Origin of the sequence: Arthrobacter sp. UYP6, assembly GCF_040547315.1 — a bacterium.
Classification (GTDB): Bacteria; Actinomycetota; Actinomycetes; order Actinomycetales; family Micrococcaceae; genus Arthrobacter_B.
Genome location: NZ_JBEPPM010000001.1, coordinates 104536 through 121632, shown reverse-complemented (window position 1 = coordinate 121632; position 17097 = coordinate 104536). Strand labels below are relative to the sequence as shown.

The 17097-nt window shown below is 61.5% G+C and carries 27 protein-coding genes; all 27 read left to right on the top strand.

Annotated elements, in window-relative coordinates; genetic code table 11:
* Nucleotides 1–26: 26 nt before the first annotated feature.
* The 27 genes from rplV (at nt 27) to glmM (ending at nt 17085) form a co-directional block, all read left to right on the top strand.
* Nucleotides 27–392 carry a 50S ribosomal protein L22 gene (rplV, locus tag ABIB35_RS00625; protein WP_354178039.1) on the top strand — a complete coding sequence of 122 codons (366 nt, stop codon included), beginning with the start codon at nt 27–29 and terminating at the stop codon, nt 390–392.
* A complete protein-coding gene (rpsC, locus tag ABIB35_RS00620; RefSeq protein WP_104052732.1) occupies nt 393–1235 on the top strand; it encodes a 30S ribosomal protein S3 in 843 nt (280 codons plus the stop codon).
* Entirely contained in the window at nt 1236–1652 is a 417-nt protein-coding gene (gene rplP / locus ABIB35_RS00615; protein WP_229964889.1) for a 50S ribosomal protein L16, read from the top strand.
* Nucleotides 1653–1654: 2 nt separating this feature from the next.
* Nucleotides 1655–1987, top strand: coding sequence for a 50S ribosomal protein L29 (gene rpmC, locus ABIB35_RS00610; protein ID WP_268910959.1), 333 nt, complete (start codon nt 1655–1657; stop codon nt 1985–1987).
* A complete protein-coding gene (rpsQ, locus tag ABIB35_RS00605) occupies nt 1984–2289 on the top strand; it encodes a 30S ribosomal protein S17 (protein ID WP_152219775.1) in 306 nt (101 codons plus the stop codon). Before rpmC ends, rpsQ begins: the two co-directional genes overlap by 4 nt.
* Nucleotides 2290–2643: 354 nt before the next feature.
* Nucleotides 2644–3012 (top strand): 50S ribosomal protein L14, encoded by a 369-nt coding sequence (gene rplN, locus ABIB35_RS00600; RefSeq protein ID WP_055239356.1) that lies wholly within the window; start codon nt 2644–2646, stop codon nt 3010–3012.
* 3 nt (nt 3013–3015) lie between these two features.
* Complete coding sequence (gene rplX / locus ABIB35_RS00595) at nt 3016–3375, top strand: 50S ribosomal protein L24 (protein ID WP_354178035.1); 360 nt, start codon at nt 3016–3018, stop codon at nt 3373–3375.
* Entirely contained in the window at nt 3375–3944 is a 570-nt protein-coding gene (rplE, locus tag ABIB35_RS00590) for a 50S ribosomal protein L5 (protein ID WP_152219770.1), read from the top strand. Before rplX ends, rplE begins: the two co-directional genes overlap by 1 nt.
* A 90-nt stretch (nt 3945–4034) precedes the next feature.
* Nucleotides 4035–4433: a 30S ribosomal protein S8 gene (rpsH, locus tag ABIB35_RS00585; RefSeq protein WP_104052725.1), complete on the top strand. Its 399-nt coding sequence runs from the start codon at nt 4035–4037 to the stop codon at nt 4431–4433.
* Between the two features lie 18 nt (nt 4434–4451).
* Nucleotides 4452–4988, top strand: coding sequence for a 50S ribosomal protein L6 (gene rplF, locus ABIB35_RS00580; protein ID WP_354178033.1), 537 nt, complete (start codon nt 4452–4454; stop codon nt 4986–4988).
* Between the two features lie 2 nt (nt 4989–4990).
* Nucleotides 4991–5374, top strand: coding sequence for a 50S ribosomal protein L18 (rplR, locus tag ABIB35_RS00575; RefSeq protein WP_227892312.1), 384 nt, complete (start codon nt 4991–4993; stop codon nt 5372–5374).
* Between the two features lie 29 nt (nt 5375–5403).
* The gene (gene rpsE, locus ABIB35_RS00570) at nt 5404–6081 is read left to right on the top strand and encodes a 30S ribosomal protein S5 (protein WP_181032224.1); all 678 of its coding nucleotides are present in this window, start codon (nt 5404–5406) and stop codon (nt 6079–6081) included.
* Complete coding sequence (gene rpmD, locus ABIB35_RS00565) at nt 6081–6293, top strand: 50S ribosomal protein L30 (RefSeq protein ID WP_354178030.1); 213 nt, start codon at nt 6081–6083, stop codon at nt 6291–6293. Before rpsE ends, rpmD begins: the two co-directional genes overlap by 1 nt.
* Before the next feature lies 1 nt (nt 6294).
* Complete coding sequence (rplO, locus tag ABIB35_RS00560; RefSeq protein WP_354178028.1) at nt 6295–6759, top strand: 50S ribosomal protein L15; 465 nt, start codon at nt 6295–6297, stop codon at nt 6757–6759.
* 254 nt (nt 6760–7013) lie between these two features.
* The gene (secY, locus tag ABIB35_RS00555) at nt 7014–8324 is read left to right on the top strand and encodes a preprotein translocase subunit SecY (RefSeq protein WP_354178026.1); all 1311 of its coding nucleotides are present in this window, start codon (nt 7014–7016) and stop codon (nt 8322–8324) included.
* Nucleotides 8321–8893, top strand: coding sequence for an adenylate kinase (locus ABIB35_RS00550; protein ID WP_354178025.1), 573 nt, complete (start codon nt 8321–8323; stop codon nt 8891–8893). The genes secY and ABIB35_RS00550 overlap by 4 nt, the downstream gene beginning before the upstream one ends.
* Before the next feature lie 15 nt (nt 8894–8908).
* Nucleotides 8909–9739 (top strand): type I methionyl aminopeptidase, encoded by an 831-nt coding sequence (gene map, locus ABIB35_RS00545; RefSeq protein ID WP_354178023.1) that lies wholly within the window; start codon nt 8909–8911, stop codon nt 9737–9739.
* Between the two features lie 319 nt (nt 9740–10058).
* Nucleotides 10059–10280, top strand: a complete 222-nt coding sequence (gene infA / locus ABIB35_RS00540; RefSeq protein WP_055239372.1) for a translation initiation factor IF-1 — start codon at nt 10059–10061, stop codon at nt 10278–10280.
* An 82-nt stretch (nt 10281–10362) separates the two neighbouring features.
* Nucleotides 10363–10476, top strand: coding sequence for a 50S ribosomal protein L36 (gene rpmJ / locus ABIB35_RS00535; RefSeq protein WP_012397712.1), 114 nt, complete (start codon nt 10363–10365; stop codon nt 10474–10476).
* Nucleotides 10477–10633: 157 nt separating this feature from the next.
* Nucleotides 10634–11011: a 30S ribosomal protein S13 gene (gene rpsM / locus ABIB35_RS00530; RefSeq protein WP_210228092.1), complete on the top strand. Its 378-nt coding sequence runs from the start codon at nt 10634–10636 to the stop codon at nt 11009–11011.
* A 67-nt stretch (nt 11012–11078) separates the two neighbouring features.
* The gene (rpsK, locus tag ABIB35_RS00525; RefSeq protein ID WP_104052715.1) at nt 11079–11480 is read left to right on the top strand and encodes a 30S ribosomal protein S11; all 402 of its coding nucleotides are present in this window, start codon (nt 11079–11081) and stop codon (nt 11478–11480) included.
* Between the two features lie 186 nt (nt 11481–11666).
* Nucleotides 11667–12677, top strand: coding sequence for a DNA-directed RNA polymerase subunit alpha (locus ABIB35_RS00520; RefSeq protein WP_104052714.1), 1011 nt, complete (start codon nt 11667–11669; stop codon nt 12675–12677).
* 64 nt (nt 12678–12741) lie between these two features.
* Nucleotides 12742–13284 carry a 50S ribosomal protein L17 gene (gene rplQ / locus ABIB35_RS00515; RefSeq protein ID WP_354178020.1) on the top strand — a complete coding sequence of 181 codons (543 nt, stop codon included), beginning with the start codon at nt 12742–12744 and terminating at the stop codon, nt 13282–13284.
* Nucleotides 13285–13321: 37 nt separating this feature from the next.
* Nucleotides 13322–14257 (top strand): tRNA pseudouridine synthase A, encoded by a 936-nt coding sequence (locus ABIB35_RS00510; RefSeq protein ID WP_354178019.1) that lies wholly within the window; start codon nt 13322–13324, stop codon nt 14255–14257.
* Between the two features lie 249 nt (nt 14258–14506).
* Nucleotides 14507–14950 carry a 50S ribosomal protein L13 gene (gene rplM, locus ABIB35_RS00505; protein WP_104052711.1) on the top strand — a complete coding sequence of 148 codons (444 nt, stop codon included), beginning with the start codon at nt 14507–14509 and terminating at the stop codon, nt 14948–14950.
* Between the two features lie 39 nt (nt 14951–14989).
* Entirely contained in the window at nt 14990–15487 is a 498-nt protein-coding gene (gene rpsI / locus ABIB35_RS00500) for a 30S ribosomal protein S9 (RefSeq protein ID WP_354178016.1), read from the top strand.
* Nucleotides 15488–15720: 233 nt separating this feature from the next.
* A complete protein-coding gene (gene glmM, locus ABIB35_RS00495; protein WP_354178014.1) occupies nt 15721–17085 on the top strand; it encodes a phosphoglucosamine mutase in 1365 nt (454 codons plus the stop codon).
* The last annotated feature ends 12 nt before the right edge of the window (nt 17086–17097 follow it).

The following is a 17097-nucleotide window of genomic DNA, read 5'->3' as shown; positions in this document are numbered from 1 at the left end:
CGGCAGAAGACGAGAGAAGGAAAGCAATGGAAGCCAAGGCAATTGCGCGTCATATCCGCGTAACGCCTATGAAGGCCCGGCGCGTCGTCAACCTTGTTCGTGGCAAGCAAGCGAATGAGGCTCTGGCAATTCTGAAGTTTGCCCCCCAGGCAGCATCGGAGCCGGTACTTAAGGTAGTTCAGTCGGCCATGGCCAACGCACGTGTCCTCGCGGACCGTGACGGCGTGGCCTTCGACGAGGGTGACCTCTTCATCAGCGATGCATTCGTTGACGAAGGGCCCACCATGAAGCGGTTCCAGCCCCGTGCACAGGGCCGCGCGTACCGCATCAACAAGCGGACCAGCCACGTCACTGTGGTTGTCGCAACCCCCAAAATCGAGGAGGAACGCTAAGTGGGACAGAAGGTTAACCCGCACGGGTTCCGACTCGGCATCACCACTGACCATGTATCGCACTGGTTTGCTGACAGCAACAAGCCGGGCCAGCGTTACAAGGACTTCGTCCGCGAGGACATCAAGATCCGTCAGCTGATGTCCACCGGCATGGACCGCGCCGGCATCGCCAAGGTTGAGATCGAGCGCACCCGTGACCGTGTCCGCGTGGATATCCACACGGCCCGCCCGGGTATCGTTATCGGCCGCCGCGGCGCTGAAGCAGACCGCATCCGCGGCGAGCTGGAGAAGCTCACGGGCAAGCAGGTTCAGCTGAACATCCTCGAGGTCAAGAACCCCGAGATGGAAGCACAGCTTGTTGCCCAGGGCGTTGCTGAGCAGCTCTCTTCCCGCGTGGCTTTCCGCCGTGCGATGAAGAAGGCCATCCAGTCCGCACAGCGTGCCGGCGCCAAGGGTATCCGTATCCAGTGCTCCGGCCGTCTGGGCGGCGCTGAAATGAGCCGTTCGGAGTTCTACCGCGAAGGCCGTGTGCCCCTGCACACCCTCCGCGCGCAGATCGACTACGGTTTCTTTGAAGCCAAGACCACCTTCGGCCGCATTGGCGTAAAGGTCTGGATCTACAAGGGCGACGTTACCGCTAAGGAACTGGCTGCACAGCAGGCTGCTGCACCGTCCCGCGGACGCTCCAGCGACCGTCCGGGCCGTGGCCCGGCTGACCGCGGAGACCGTGGCGGCGACCGCCGTCGTCGTCCCGAGCGTGCCGACAAGGCCGCCGCGCCTGCTGCTGCAGAGGCTCCGGCCGCTGAGGCAGCCGCTCCCGCAGCAGAAGGAGGACAGGCTTAAATGCTTATCCCACGTCGAGTCAAGTTCCGCAAGCAGCACCACCCGGGTCGTTCCGGCGCTGCAACCGGCGGCACCGCAGTTAGCTTTGGCGAGTGGGGTATTCAGGCTTTGACGCCTGCGTACGTCACCAACCGTCAGATCGAAGCTGCACGTATTGCCATGACGCGCCACATCAAGCGCGGCGGAAAGGTCTGGATCAACATCTACCCGGACCGTCCGCTGACGAAGAAGCCGGCCGAAACCCGCATGGGTTCCGGTAAGGGTTCTCCGGAGTGGTGGGTTGCAAACGTCAAGCCGGGTCGGGTTCTCTTCGAGATCTCCGGTGTAAGTGAAGAGGTAGCTCGTGAGGCCCTGCGCCTGGCGATCCATAAGCTGCCATTGAAGGCACGCATTGTGCGTCGCGAGGGTGGTGAATAGAAATGGCAATTGGTTCAAAGGAACTGGCACCGAAGCAGCTGGATGGCTTCGATAAGGACCGTCTCGTCGAGGAACTTCGCAAGGCCAAGGAAGAGCTGTTCAACCTCCGCTTCCAGTCCGCAACCGGTCAGCTGGAAAGCCACGGCCGTCTGCGCGTAGTGAAGCGCGACATCGCACGCATCTACACGGTGCTGCGCGAGCGCGAACTGGGGATCCGTCCCGAGGTTGTTGCTCCCGTCGAGGAAGCAGCTCCTGAAAAGGCAGCGAAGAAGTCCAAGAAGAAGGCCACCGAGTCTGAGGCTGAAGCCAAGGTCGCTGAGGATGATGCCAAATGAGTGAAAACAAGAATGAGGCAGCAGTGACAACTGACGCAAACGGAGCCGATGCCCGCGGGTACCGGAAGACCGCACGCGGCTACGTGGTCTCTGACAAGATGGATAAGACCGTCGTTGTTCAGGTTGAAGACCGCGTCAAGCACGCCCTGTACGGCAAGGTGCTTCGCCGCACTTCGAAGCTCAAGGCCCACGACGAGCAGAATGCTGCCGGCGTTGGAGACCTCGTGCTGATCGCCGAAACCCGGCCGCTGTCCGCTACAAAGCGGTGGCGCCTGGTCGAGATCCTCGAAAAGGCCAAGTAACATAAAGTACATCCGGCCGGCCGTCGGCGGGCTGATCCTCTAGGGGATGAGCCCGCCGGCAACCGCCCACCGGCGACAGGGCCCCGGCCGCGTGATCATCCGATTTCGCATCCGGGGCCTTTTCGCGATAAACTTGAAATCTTGTCTGTGCGGTGCGGAAGTGTGTCCAGTTTTGGACTGATCCTCCTCACCGCCGTATGAGACAAAAGCCCGATAATCTTGTTCGGCACTTTGCCGCGGTCCGCCGCGGCGCACCCCTAGCGGGGGAGTGCTGAGTACCAGTATTACGGGGTCCACCCATATCCGTTCCGCAAGGCTCAGTTTTGAGAACCGGCGCGACGACAGGAGTTATAAGTGATTCAGCAGGAGTCGCGACTGAAGGTCGCCGACAACACGGGTGCCAAGGAAATCTTGACCATCCGCGTTCTCGGTGGATCCGGCCGTCGCTACGCAGGCATTGGCGACACCATCGTTGCCACCGTCAAGGATGCAATTCCCGGCGGCAACGTCAAGAAGGGCGATGTGGTCAAGGCCGTCATCGTTCGTACCAAGAAGGAACGCCGCCGCCAGGACGGTTCCTACATCAAGTTCGATGAGAACGCTGCAGTGATCTTGAAGAATGACGGAGACCCCCGCGGTACCCGCATCTTCGGCCCGGTCGGCCGCGAACTTCGCGACAAGAAGTTCATGAAGATCATTTCGCTGGCTCCGGAGGTGCTGTAGTCCATGGCAAAAATCAAAAAGGGTGACCTGGTTCAGGTCATCACCGGCGCAAAGGCTGAGCGCGGCGGAGACCGCGGCAAGCAGGGCAAGGTTCTGAAGGTTTACACCGACACAAACCGCGTGCTGGTTGAAGGCGTTAACACGGTCAAGAAGCACACCAAGGTTGGCCAGTCCTCCAAGGGCTCCAAGACCGGTGGCATCGAGATTGTCGAAGCTCCCCTCCACGTTTCCAACGTTGCAGTTGTTGACCCGGAAACGAAGAAGCCGACCCGCGTTGGCTACCGCCAGGAAATCGTCGAAAAAGACGGCCGTGAGCGCACTGTGCGTATCCGCGTCGCCAAGGGCTCTGGGAAGGACCTCTAATGACTGAGACCGTCACCAAGACCGTCCCCCGTCTGAAGACCCGCTACGCAGCGGAGATCAAGAAGACCCTGCAGGACGAATTCAACTACGCAAACGTCAACCAGGTTCCCCGCCTTGTCAAGGTGGTTGTGAACATGGGTGTTGGAGATGCCGCTAAGGACTCCAAGCTCATTGACGGTGCAGTCAAGGACCTGACCCAGATCACGGGCCAGAAGCCCCAGGTCACGAAGGCCCGCAAGTCGATCGCACAGTTCAAGCTGCGCGAAGGCATGCCCATCGGCTGCCACGCAACTCTGCGTGGAGACCGCATGTGGGAATTCGTTGACCGGTTGGTCACCCTGGCTCTGCCGCGTATCCGCGACTTCCGCGGCCTGAACGGCAAGCAGTTCGACGGCAACGGCAACTACACGTTCGGTCTGACCGAACAGTCGATGTTCCACGAAATCGATCAGGACAAGATCGACCGCGTACGCGGCATGGACATCACCGTGGTTACCACTGCAAAGACCGATGACGAGGGACGCGCGCTGCTCAAGGCGCTCGGCTTCCCGTTTACATCCGAAGATTAATTACTACGTAACAGGTCCGACGGACTCCCGGCCAGGTACGCCTGAGCCGGACATCCGCAGGAAACCGTTACGAGGGAGGGCAAGAGCCCAATGACAATGACAGATCCTGTCGCAGACATGCTTACGCGTCTGCGCAATGCAAACTCGGCATATCACGATTCCGTGTCCATGCCTTACAGCAAGCTCAAGGCGCGCGTCGCTGACATCCTGAAGGCCGAGGGCTACATTGCCGGCTGGAAGGAAGAAGAGGCCGTAGTTGGCAAGAAGCTGACCCTTGATCTCAAATTCGGTCCGAACCGCGAGCGTTCCATCGCCGGCGTGCGTCGTATCTCCAAGCCCGGTCTGCGCGTTTACGCAAAGTCCACCAACCTGCCGCGTGTTCTCGGTGGTCTGGGAATCGCAATCCTGTCGACGTCGTCAGGTCTCCTGACCGACCGCCAGGCCGCCAAGAAGGGTGTAGGTGGGGAAGTCCTCGCCTACGTCTGGTAGCAGGGAAGGGAAAGAAAAATGTCACGTATTGGACGTCTGCCCATCCCGGTTCCTGCCGGAGTTGAAGTTGCCGTTGACGGCAACCTTGTTTCCGTCAAGGGTGCCAAGGGCGAGCTGAGCCACACTGTGCCCAGCCCGATCACTGTCACGCTCGACGACAGCACCATCACCGTTGCCCGCCCGAACGACGAGCGCGAATCCCGAGCCCTTCACGGCCTGACCCGCACCCTGATCAGCAACATGATCACCGGTGTGACCGAAGGCTACAAGAAGGACCTGGAAATCGTTGGTACCGGTTACCGCGTAGTAGCCAAGGGCTCGGACCTCGAGTTCGCCCTGGGTTACAGCCACCCGGTTCCGGTCACGGCACCCGAGGGCATCACGCTTACCGTCGTGGGTCCCACGAAGGTCACAGTGTCCGGCATCGACAAGCAGCAGGTGGGCGAGGTTTCGGCCAACATCCGCAAGCTGCGCAAGCCCGATCCCTACAAGGGCAAGGGTATTCGTTATGCCGGCGAGATTGTCCGCCGCAAGGTCGGAAAGGCTGGTAAGTAACCATGGCCATCAGCATTAATAAGAAGCGCAATTCCAAGAGCAAGTCGGCTGCGCGTAACCGCCGCCAGCTGCGCATCCGCAAGCGGATCTCCGGAACCGCGGCTCGTCCGCGCCTGGTTGTCAACCGCTCGGCCCGCCACGTATTCGTCCAGGTTGTCGATGACACCCGCGGCGTAACCGTAGCTTCGGCTTCCACCATGGAAGCTGACCTGCGCGCGCTGGAAGGCGACAAGACCGCCAAGTCAAAGCGCGTCGGCGAGCTCGTTGCCGAACGTGCCAAGGCTGCCGGCGTCGAAGCCGTTGTCTTTGACCGCGGTGGCAACCGCTACCACGGCCGCATCGCGGCCGTTGCAGACGGCGCACGTGAAGGTGGGCTGTCACTGTGACCGAGGTTAACAAGGAAAAGGAAAATCAGGTGACTGAAGCTACAGCTGCTGAGGCAACTGAGACCAAGGACGCCGCAGCTCCCGCCACTGACGACCGCCGCGGCGGCCGCAAGGGCGAGCAGCGCTCCGACCGTGGAGGCCGCGGAGAACGCGGTGGCCGCGGTGGCCGCGACGGCGGACGCAACGATGAGAAGGACAAGTTCATTGAACGCGTCGTGACCATCAACCGCGTTGCCAAGGTTGTCAAGGGTGGTCGTCGCTTCAGCTTCACCGCTCTGGTAGTTGTCGGTGACGGCAACGGCATGGTCGGTGTTGGTTACGGCAAGGCCAAGGAAGTTCCCTCCGCTATTGCGAAGGCCGTTGAAGAAGCCAAGAAGACTTTCTTCCGCGTCCCGCGCATCGGTGGAACCATCCCGCACCTGGTCCAGGGTGAAGCTGCTGCAGGCGTCGTCCTGCTGCGTCCGGCTTCCCCGGGTACCGGTGTTATCGCCGGTGGTCCGGTCCGCGCCATTCTCGAATGCGCCGGTATCCATGACGTACTGTCCAAGTCGCTCGGGTCCTCCAACGCCATCAACATCGTGCACGCCACGGTTGATGCGCTGAAGCGCCTCGAAGAGCCTCAGGCAGTGGCTGCCCGCCGCGGCCTGCCGCTGGACGAGGTTGTGCCGGCTGCGATGCTCCGCAACATGCAGAAGGCAGGTGCCTGATGACTACTCCTAAGAACGTTGCTGTCAGCACGGCAAAACTGAAGATCACTCAGATTAAGTCCACCATCGGTGGTAAGCAGAATCAGAAGGACACGCTGCGCTCATTGGGCCTGCGGCACATCGGTGCTAGCACCGTTCGTACCGCAGACGCCGTGACCGTTGGCATGATCAACACGGTTCCGCACCTCGTGAAGGTTGAGGAGGCGAATTAACATGGCCGAAGAAAATAACAACGAACACGCGCTGAAGGTTCACCACCTGCGTCCGGCACCCGGTGCCAAGACGGCCAAAACCCGTGTTGGCCGCGGTGAAGGTTCCAAGGGTAAGACTGCAGGCCGTGGTACCAAGGGCACCAAGGCCCGTTACCAGATCAAGGCCGGTTTCGCTGGCGGGCAGCTGCCGCTGCACATGCGTCTGCCGAAGCTGCGCGGCTTCAAGAACCCGTTCCGTGTCGAGTTCCAGGTGGTAAACCTGGACAAGATCTCGGAGCTGTTCCCCGAAGGCGGCGAGATCACGGTTGCTGATCTGGTTGCCAAGGGCGCCGTTCGCAAGAACCAGCCCGTCAAGGTTCTGGGCACCGGCGACATCACCGTCAAGGTGAATGTCACGGCTGATGCCTTCTCCGCCAGTGCGGCAGAGAAGATTGCCGCAGCAGGCGGAACGACCACGGCGCTCTAAGCACCGTGTCCGTTTCGTGCAACGACTTCGGGCGGCCGGGAAACCGGCTCCCTGTAGTCGTCTGCGCGGGCCGCAGTACTACGACTAAACTCTTGGCGGGCCGCCCAGCGGCCCGCCCGGGGTTTAGTTTTTGTTTAAGGCACTACTATGCCGCGGGCCTCGTTAACGTTCTACGGGGCATGAGCGGATAGACTCTGTTTTTGTTACCAGTCCACTTGGACTACACCTACTTCAGATCTCATTCAGGAGGACGCTTGCTTAGCGCTATTGGCCGGGCTTTCCGGACGCCAGACCTGCGACGCAAGCTGTTGTTTACGCTGGGAATCATCACTATCTTCCGCATGGGTGCTTTTATCCCGGCCCCGGGTGTTGACTACGGCAATGTGCAGCAGTGCTTGGCTCTGGGTGCCACCTCAGGTGGCCTCTACGAATTCGTTAACCTCTTTAGCGGCGGCGCCCTGCTGCAGGTCTCCATCTTTGCCCTGGGCATCATGCCGTACATCACCGCCAGCATCATTGTTCAGCTGCTGCGCGTCGTGATTCCCCACTTCCAGGCACTCTATGAGGAGGGTGCACAGGGCCAGTCCAAGCTGACGCAGTACACGCGTTACCTGACCATCGCCCTGGGTCTCCTGAATGCCACCACGGTGGTGTCCCTGGCCCGCACGGGTGCGCTGTTCAACAACGCGTGCTCCGTGCCGATCATCCCGGATGACAACATCATCACCATCCTGCTCCTGATCATCACGCTGACAGCCGGCACCGGCCTCATCATGTGGATGGGTGAACTGGTCACTGAAAAGGGCGTCGGCAACGGCATGTCCCTGTTGATCTTCACCTCGATTGCCGCAGGATTCCCGAGCTCGCTTGGTGCCATCCTCAGTGCTCAGGGCTGGACCGTCTTCCTCGGCGTTCTGGCGGTCGGTGTCCTGGTGGTGGCGCTCGTGATCTTCGTCGAGCAGTCGCAGCGGCGCATCCCGGTCCAGTACGCCAAGCGCATGGTCGGACGCCGGACGGTCGGCGGGACCAACACCTACATTCCGATCAAGGTCAACATGGCCGGCGTGATCCCCGTGATCTTCGCGTCGTCCATGCTCTACCTGCCGTCCCTGCTCGCCCAGTTCAACACGCCCGCCACGGGTGCACCGCCTGAATGGGTTGTCTGGATCAACAACTACCTGACCAGCGGAGACCATCCCTTCTACATGGCGGTCTACTTCCTGCTGATTGTGTTCTTCACGTACTTCTACGTGTCGATCACCTTCAACCCGGAGGAAGTCTCGGAAAACATGAAGAAGTACGGCGGCTTCATCCCGGGCATCCGGGCCGGCCGCCCCACCGCCGAATACCTGCAGTATGTGCTCTCCCGCATCACCCTGCCCGGCGCGCTCTACCTGGGGTTTGTCGCCCTGATTCCGTTGATCGCTCTGGTGCTGGTCGGGGCGAACCAGAACTTCCCGTTCGGTGGAACCTCGATCCTCATCATGGTTGGTGTGGGCCTCGAAACAGTCAAACAGATTGATGCACAACTGCAGCAACGTCACTACGAAGGGTTATTGCGATGACAAGAATGCTCATTATCGGGCCTCCCGGCGCCGGTAAAGGTACACAGGCGGCCCGGATCTCGGACCGGCTTGGGGTCACTGCAATCTCCACCGGCGACATCTTCCGCGCCAATGTGAAAAACGAAACCCCGCTGGGTGTCGAGGCCAAGAAGTACATTGACGCCGGAAACTTTGTCCCGGATTCCGTGACAAATGAGATGGTCCGCGCCCGGCTGCTGGAAGATGACGTAGCCGACGGCTTCCTGCTGGACGGATACCCGCGCACCGCAGCGCAGGTTCTGGAGCTGGATGACATCCTGGCCAGCAAGGGCCAGAAGCTCGACGTCGTCCTGCAGCTGACAGCCGACGATGAAGAGCTGGTGGAACGCCTGCTCAAGCGCGCGCAGGTCGAAGGCCGCGCGGATGACAACGAAGACGTCATCCGGCACCGTCTGGACCTTTACAAGGCCCAGACGGCGGACGTTGTGGCCAGCTATGACGACCGTGGCATTGTGGCACGGGTGGACGGGCTGGGCGGCATCGACGATGTCACCGAGCGCGTCATGGAAGCCCTCAAGGATATTCACTAAAGAGTTAGAAGAGATATGTTCGGCCAGCCTCGAATCCAATACAAAACAAATGCGCAGATGCGCACCATGCGTGCGGCCGGCCTCGTGCTGATCCGGGCGCTTGATGCGGCTGTCGAGGCCGCGGTGGCGGGGGCAACCACCGCAGACATCGATAGGGCGTTCGCCGCTGTGCTCAAGGAGGCGGGGGCAACTTCGAACTTCCTCGGCTACCACGATTACCCGGCTACGGTGTGCGTGTCGGTGAATGAGGAAGTCGTCCACGGCATCCCGGGGGAGCGGGTCCTTGCAGAAGGGGACATTCTCTCCATCGACGGCGGTGCCGTAGTGCGCGGCTGGCATTCGGACTCCGCGCGCACCGTCATCATCGGTGCTGCGGATCCGGAGGACCAGCGCCTGTCGGACGTCACCGAGGAGGCCATGTGGCACGGTATTGCTGCAGCCGCAAAGGGCCGCTTCGTCGGTGACATCGGCGCGGCCATCGATGACTATGTCTCCAGCGTTCCGGGCAAGCCGCTCGGAATCCTGGAGGACTACGTGGGGCACGGCATTGGAACAGAGATGCACCAGGCTCCGGACGTGCTCAACTACCGGACCTCGCACAACGGACCGAAGCTGCGCCCTGGTCTCTGCCTGGCGATCGAGCCGATGCTGGTTCGAGGCGGGATCGAGACCGTCACCCTCGAGGATGACTGGACGGTGGTCACCACCGACAAGTCGCGTGCCTCCCAGTGGGAGCACTCGGTTGCACTTCATGACAAGGGGATCTGGGTTCTGACCTCACCCGACGGCGGCGCTTCGCGGCTGGCTCCGCTCGGCGTAACGCCGGTGCCGATTCCGGAAGACTGATTCCGGAAGATCCGGGCCGCCCGGTGGGAAGCCCGTCCGGCTATCCGCCGGCGGACCACCTGCCTTAGGCGGCTGGTCGTCGGTGGCCTGCCGCGCAGCCGAGGGGATTTAACTTATGGCCCCCTATCGAGTAGTGTTATCTGTTGGTTGTCTCTACATTCGTGCCCTTTTCTAAGGACGCCGGCCGTGTCAAAACGGCCTGCCGCGCGGTTGCCGCGCATGAAGTGCCTCGGAAGTACCAGGGTAGGAAGCAACGGGAGAACCAAAGACATAAACCGTCCTGCGCGCATGCGCACGGACACAGACGTTAGCGGAGGATATGGCCAAGAAAGACGGCGTCATTGAGATTGAGGGCTCGGTCAACGAAGCCCTGCCCAACGCGATGTTCCGCGTTGAGCTGGCCAACGGCCACATTGTGCTAGCGCACATCTCGGGAAAGATGCGTCAACACTACATTCGCATCCTCCCCGGAGACCGCGTTGTGGTGGAACTTAGCCCGTACGACCTCACCCGGGGCCGTATCGTCTACCGCTACAAGTAAAAAACCGCAAACAATCAGCGTCCCGGACAGTTGGGATGCCGGGTGCCTGCGGCACAACCCTGCAACCACGCAAAGGATAACCATGAAGGTCCAGCCGAGCGTCAAGCAGATCTGCGATAAGTGCAAGGTGATTCGCCGTAACGGTCGAGTCATGGTGATCTGCGAGAACCCGCGCCACAAGCAGCGCCAGGGCTAATTTCCTGCTCTCAGGGACGGCCCACGCGTAGTAGTAATTGAATATGGCAGTGCAGCGCTGATACGCGTAGCGCATACCCCCGGCACGGAGGCCGGGGACCTGGTAACAGGGACGCACTGCTTCAGACCTCCGGTGACACAAAAGGAGAACCGCCAATATGGCACGTCTCGCTGGCGTTGACATTCCCCGCGAAAAGCGGGTAGTGATTGCGCTTACCTATATCTACGGCGTGGGCAAAACCCGTGCAGACCAGACCCTGGCAGAGACCGGCATCAGCCCGGAAACTCGCGTCAAGGACCTCACGGATGCTGAACTCGTTCAGCTGCGTGACTACATCGAGGGCAACTTCAAGGTTGAGGGTGACCTCCGCCGCGAGGTAGCCGCTGACATTCGCCGCAAGGTTGAAATCGGCAGCTACCAGGGTATCCGCCACCGTCGTGGCATGCCCGTTCACGGCCAGCGCACAAAGACCAACGCTCGTACCCGTAAGGGACCGAAGCGTACGGTTGCCGGTAAGAAGAAGGCCGCCCGCTAAACCTAGCGGTGTGAGGCCACGGCCCCTTTAGCGGGCCACCTAAACCAAACTCTTTGTAGGAGAAGTAATGCCCCCCAAGACTCGTGGAGCGGTCCGCAAACCGCGTCGCAAGGATAAGAAGAATATCGCGCTGGGCCAGGCGCATATCAAGAGCACCTTTAACAACACCATCGTGTCCATCACGGATCCGTCCGGTGCTGTTATCTCATGGGCTTCCGCCGGTGAGGTTGGCTTCAAGGGCTCGCGTAAGTCCACTCCGTTCGCTGCGCAGATGGCTGCTGAAGCCGCTGCGAAGCGTGCCCAGGAGCACGGCGTCCGCAAGGTCGACGTCTTCGTCAAGGGTCCGGGATCCGGCCGCGAAACCGCTATCCGTTCGCTCCAGGCCACCGGCCTGGAGGTTGGCTCCATTTCGGATGTCACCCCGAGCGCGCACAACGGCTGCCGTCCCCCGAAGCGCCGCCGCGTTTAAGCAGCACTTGCGGTACCGGTAATATCCGGCGGGCGGTCCACCCTTCGGGGCGGGCCGCCCATCGGACGCCTCCGGCTCCGGGCACGTGGCTGTTAGCCGTCCAAGACGCCCGCGGAAGACCCGTCGTCGTCGTTTCCACCATTTGTGTTGCGTCATATAGCGGACGCTCGCTGAAAGGAAATGCAAGTGCTCATTGCACAGCGCCCCACCCTCACTGAAGAAGTCGTAGCTGACAACCGCTCACGGTTCATCATCGAACCGCTGGAACCCGGTTTCGGCTACACCCTCGGCAACTCCCTCCGCCGTACGCTCCTGTCCTCGATCCCCGGTGCTGCAGTAACCAGCATTCGGATCGACGGCGTGCTGCACGAGTTCACCACGGTTCCGGGCGTGAAGGAAGATGTCACTGAGATCATCCTGAACGTCAAGAACCTGTCGGTCTCCTCCGAGCACGACGAGCCCGTTGTCGCCTACCTGCGCAAGCAGGGTCCCGGCGTCGTGACGGCTGCGGACATTGCTCCGCCGGCCGGCGTGGAGTTCCACAACCCGGATCTGCACATTGCCACCCTGAATTCGAAGGGAAAGTTCGAACTCGAGCTGACCATCGAACGCGGGCGCGGCTACGTTTCCGCCAGCCAGAACAAGTCCGGTGACCAGGAGATCGGCCGTATCCCGGTTGACTCCATCTACTCGCCGGTCCTGAAGGTGACCTTCCGCGTGGAGGCCACCCGTGTTGAACAGCGCACCGACTTCGATCGCCTGATCGTTGACGTTGAAACCAAGGATGCCATTGCACCGCGCGACGCGGTCGCCTCTGCCGGCACCACCCTGGTTGAACTGTTCGGCCTGGCCCGTGAACTGAACAGCGCTGCTGAAGGTATTGAAATTGGTCCGAGCCCCACGGATGCCGCACTGGCAGCCGACATGGCCCTGCCGATCGAAGACCTTGAGCTGACCGTGCGTTCCTACAACTGCCTCAAGCGTGAAGGCATCCACACTGTGGGTGAACTCGTTGCCCGCTCCGAGGCTGACCTGATGGACATTCGCAACTTCGGTGCAAAGTCCATTGATGAGGTAAAGGCAAAGCTGGTCGAGCTTGGTTTGTCCCTGAAGGATTCCCCTCCCGGGTTTGACCTGGCCGCCCGTGCCGCAGCTATTGAAGAGGACGAGTCCGAATACTCGGACGACGAGCTCTAACACACGCAAAATATTGTTGTGCGGGCCCTGAGCCGCGTACAACACCGTTTGAGGAGAAAAAGTAATGCCTACACCCACCAAGGGTAAGCGCCTCGGAGGCAGCCCGGCCCACCAGCGCCTGATGCTGGCGAACCTGGCTGCCCAGCTGTTCGAGCACAAGCAGATCACCACCACGGTGACGAAGGCCAAGCGCCTGCGTCCCTACGCCGAGCGTCTGATCACGTTCGCGAAGCGCGGAGACCTGTCTTCCCGCCGTCGCGTCCTGGGCCTGATCTCGGACAAGGGTATTGTCCACGAGCTCTTCACCGACATTGCCCCGGCAGTCGAGAAGCGCGACGGCGGCTACACCCGCATCACCAAGATCGGCAACCGCAAGGGCGACAACGCTCCCATGGCTGTCATCGAACTGGTTCTGGAACCGCTTTCGGCGAAGCAGGCCGTAGTGGCCGAAGCTGAGACCGCAGCTGCTGTCTCCGCGCCGGCTGAGGTCGAAGAATCGGCAGAGTCTGCTGACTCCGCCGAATCTGCTGATTCCGCAGAGTCCGCTGAGTCTGCCGACTCGGCAGATTCCGCTGACGAAGCAGTGGAGACCGAAGAGAAGAAGTAATTTTTCCTTCTGCACTCCGTCCCTTAATATTGAGGGCATGAGTATCGAGAAGCCCGCCGTACCCGCACGGGACGGCGGGCTTTTTCGTGTCCGGATGGACCTCTCCTACGACGGAGCCTCTTTCTGCGGGTGGGCTACCCAGGATGACCTGCCCACGGTCCAGGGGTCATTGGAAGCTGCCCTTGAAGTCCTGATCCGCAGGCGGGTGCGGGTGACCGTGGCCGGCCGGACCGATTCCGGCGTCCACGCACGCGGACAGGTGGTGCATTTCGACCTCACCGGTCAGGAGTGGGCAGGGTTGCCCCGGGGCGCAACGCTGACGCCGGAAGAGGCCCTTCTGCGCCGTATGCGGGGCATCCTGAACAAGGACCTCACCATGCCGCTGCGGAAGGCCAAGGCTGCCAAGCGCGTTATTCACGCCATGGAGGGAGCCATTACCGTACATTCCGCTTCCCTGGCGCCCGGGGGTTTTGATGCCCGTTTCTCGGCCCTGTGGCGCCGCTACAGTTATCGGATCGCTGACCGTGAAGCCAGCCGTGATCCGCTGACCCGGGGGGTGACGCTCTGGCACGACTTTGCGTTGGATGAGCACCGGATGAACAAAGCCGCAGAGGCGGTTCTGGGGGTCCAGGATTTCCTTTCCTTCTGCAAGCCGCGCACCGGTTCCACCACCATTCGTGAGCTTCAGGAGTTCTCCTTCCTGCGGCGGCCCGACGGCGTCATTGAGGTGCATCTGAAAGCGGACGCGTTCTGCCACAACATGGTGCGGTCGCTGGTGGGCGGGTCCATCCTGGTGGGCGCGGGGGAGCGGAGCCCGGAATGGCTTGGCCTGAGGCTACAGGCGCGGATCCGGGATTCTGATTCCATGCTTGCCCCGCCCCACCCTTTGATCCTTGAAGAGGTGCGCTATCCGCCGGACGAGGAAATGCAGCGCAGGGCCGAAAACACGCGGGCGATGCGTTCCCTGCCTTAGCTTTTGACCTTGCTCCGGAAGCAGGCTATTGTTTATAGTCGTTGTGCGTGTCCTACCTCGATAGGTCTATGCCCACGGGAGCGGCTCAGTTGCAGAGCCACCTGGCCCCGGGGAAATAGCCGAGTACATCAGGACCACTGGTTACATCAGTCCTCACCTGACCATCCGGTAAACGCATAGAGAAGCTGCGGCACATGTGGCATCCATATGGGCCGCGCCACCTAAGAAGAAGAAACGAAGGCAAAAACCGTGCGTACGTACACCCCGAAGCCCGGCGACATCAACCGCCAGTGGCACGTCATTGACGCCACCGACGTTGTCCTAGGCCGTCTTGCCAGCCAGACCGCAACACTGCTGCGCGGAAAGCACAAGCCGACCTTCGCTCCCCACATGGACATGGGCGATTTCGTCATCATCATCAACGCTGAGAAGGTTGCCCTCACCGGCGCCAAGCTCGAACAGAAGCGTGCCTACCGCCACTCGGGTTACCCGGGCGGCCTGTCCTCCGTCAACTACGCAGAACTGCTGGAGTCGAACCCGGTACGCGCAGTTGAGAAGGCCATCCGCGGCATGCTGCCCAAGAACTCCCTGGCTGCCCAGCAGATCAGCAAGCTCAAGGTCTACCGCGGTGCAGAGCACCCGCATGGAGCCCAGCAGCCCAAGACCTTCGAAATCACCCAGGTCGCCCAGTAGTTCTGGCCCGCCAACTAAAGAATTAATTCAAGGAGAATCGTGGCTCAGAACACTGAAGAGCTCAATGAAACAACCGAGGAGCTTTCCAGCTACACCTCGGAAACCCCTGATGCAGCTGAGGCTGCTGTCAAGGAACGTCCGGCACTGACCGTCGCCGGTTCGGCTGTTGGCCGTCGCAAGCAGGCAATCGCCCGCGTGCGCGTTGTTCCCGGCAGCGGCAAGTGGCTGGTGAACGGCCGCGAACTGGCCGCTTACTTCCCGAACAAGCTGCACCAGCAGGATGTCAACGAACCGTTCAAGGTCCTTGACCTTGACGGTGCCTACGACGTCATCGCCCGTATCCACGGCGGCGGCGCCTCCGGCCAGGCTGGCGCACTGCGTCTCGGCGTGGCTCGCTCGCTGAACGAGATCGACCGCGAGAACAACCGCCCGACCCTGAAGAAGGCCGGCTTCCTGACCCGTGACGCCCGCGTCATCGAGCGCAAGAAAGCTGGTCTCAAGAAGGCCCGCAAGGCTCCGCAGTACTCCAAGCGCTAAGTCGCTTGTCCAAAAGGCCGTCCGCTTCAGCGGGCGGCCTTTTGGCGTTTCCAGGGCTTCAGCCCCGGTGAAACGCAGCCGTTGAGAGGTGATCTTCGCCGCGCAAACCAGGCGCATTCCGCCTACTTATCCGCAGTCGCTTAGTGAGGGACGGCCTCGGAGTGGCACAATAGCCCAGTGGGCTGTCCGTCTGGCGGCCTCTGGCCCTGCCCCCTGCTTGAGGATTATGTGCGATGACTAGATTGTTTGGAACCGACGGTGTCCGTGGACTGGCCAATGGCCTGATCACCGCCGAAGTGGCCCTGGGCCTGGCACAGGCGGCCGCCGTCGTTCTGGGTCACCGGAGTGTCGAAGGCGGCCGGCGGCCGGTCGCGGTTGTGGCTCGGGATCCCCGGATCAGCGGAGACTTTATCTCGGCGGCGGTAGAGGCCGGGCTTGCGAGCTCGGGCGTGGACGTATTTGATGCTGGAGTTCTTCCGACTCCCGCTGCCGCCTTCCTCATTGCGGACCTGAAGGCAGACTTCGGCGTGATGATTTCCGCTTCGCACAACGCAGCCCCGGATAACGGCATTAAATTCCTGGCCCGCGGCGGAAAGAAACTCGACGACGCCGCCGAAGACGCCATCGAAATCGAGATGGGCAAGCCCAACCTGCGCCCCACGGGCGCCGAGGTTGGCCGCATCCACCGTTTCGCCGACGCCGAGGACCGCTACGTCATTCATCTGCTCCAGACGCTGCCGAATCGGCTGGACGGTTTGAAGGTGGTGCTGGACTGCGCCAACGGAGCCGCCAGCGGCTGCTCCCCGCAGGTCTTCGCTGACGCCGGCGCCGAGGTGGTTGTCATCGGAGCAGATCCCGACGGCATCAACATCAATGACGGCTGCGGCTCCACCCATCTGGAAAAACTGCAGGCAGCTGTCCTGGAGCACAACGCGGACATGGGCATTGCGCACGACGGCGATGCCGACCGTTGCCTGGCCGTGGACCATGAAGGCAGCGTTGTGGACGGCGACCAGATCATGGCCATCATGGCGGTGGCGCTGAAGGCAGCCGGCAAGCTGAAGGACGATGCCCTGGTGGCCACGGTGATGAGCAACCTGGGCCTGAAACTTGCGCTGCGGGAGGCAGGGATCAGTGTCCGGGAGACCGGAGTAGGGGACCGGTACGTTTTGGAAGGAATGCGTGAGGGCGGCTACAGCCTTGGCGGGGAGCAGTCCGGCCACGTCATCTTCTCCGAATTCGCCACCACCGGCGACGGAGTCCTGACCGGACTCCAGCTTGCCGCCCAGGTCAAGCGCACCGGCCGCACGCTGAAAGAACTTGCCGGGATCATGACCAAGCTGCCTCAGGTCCTGATCAACGTCAAGGGAGTCGACAAAGCAGCAGTGACCAGCAACGACGCTGTTCGGCAGGCCGTAGTTGACGCACAGGCCGTCCTAGGCGAGACAGGCAGGGTGCTGCTCCGGCCCTCCGGCACCGAACCTCTGGTCCGGGTCATGGTGGAAGCTGCGGACATGGAAACCGCTGCTTCCGTGGCCTCAAAGCTCGCGGAAACCGTGGAAAGCAACCTGGCGCTGGAGCCTTTCGCCCGAGCCTAGCGGGAGGAGCCC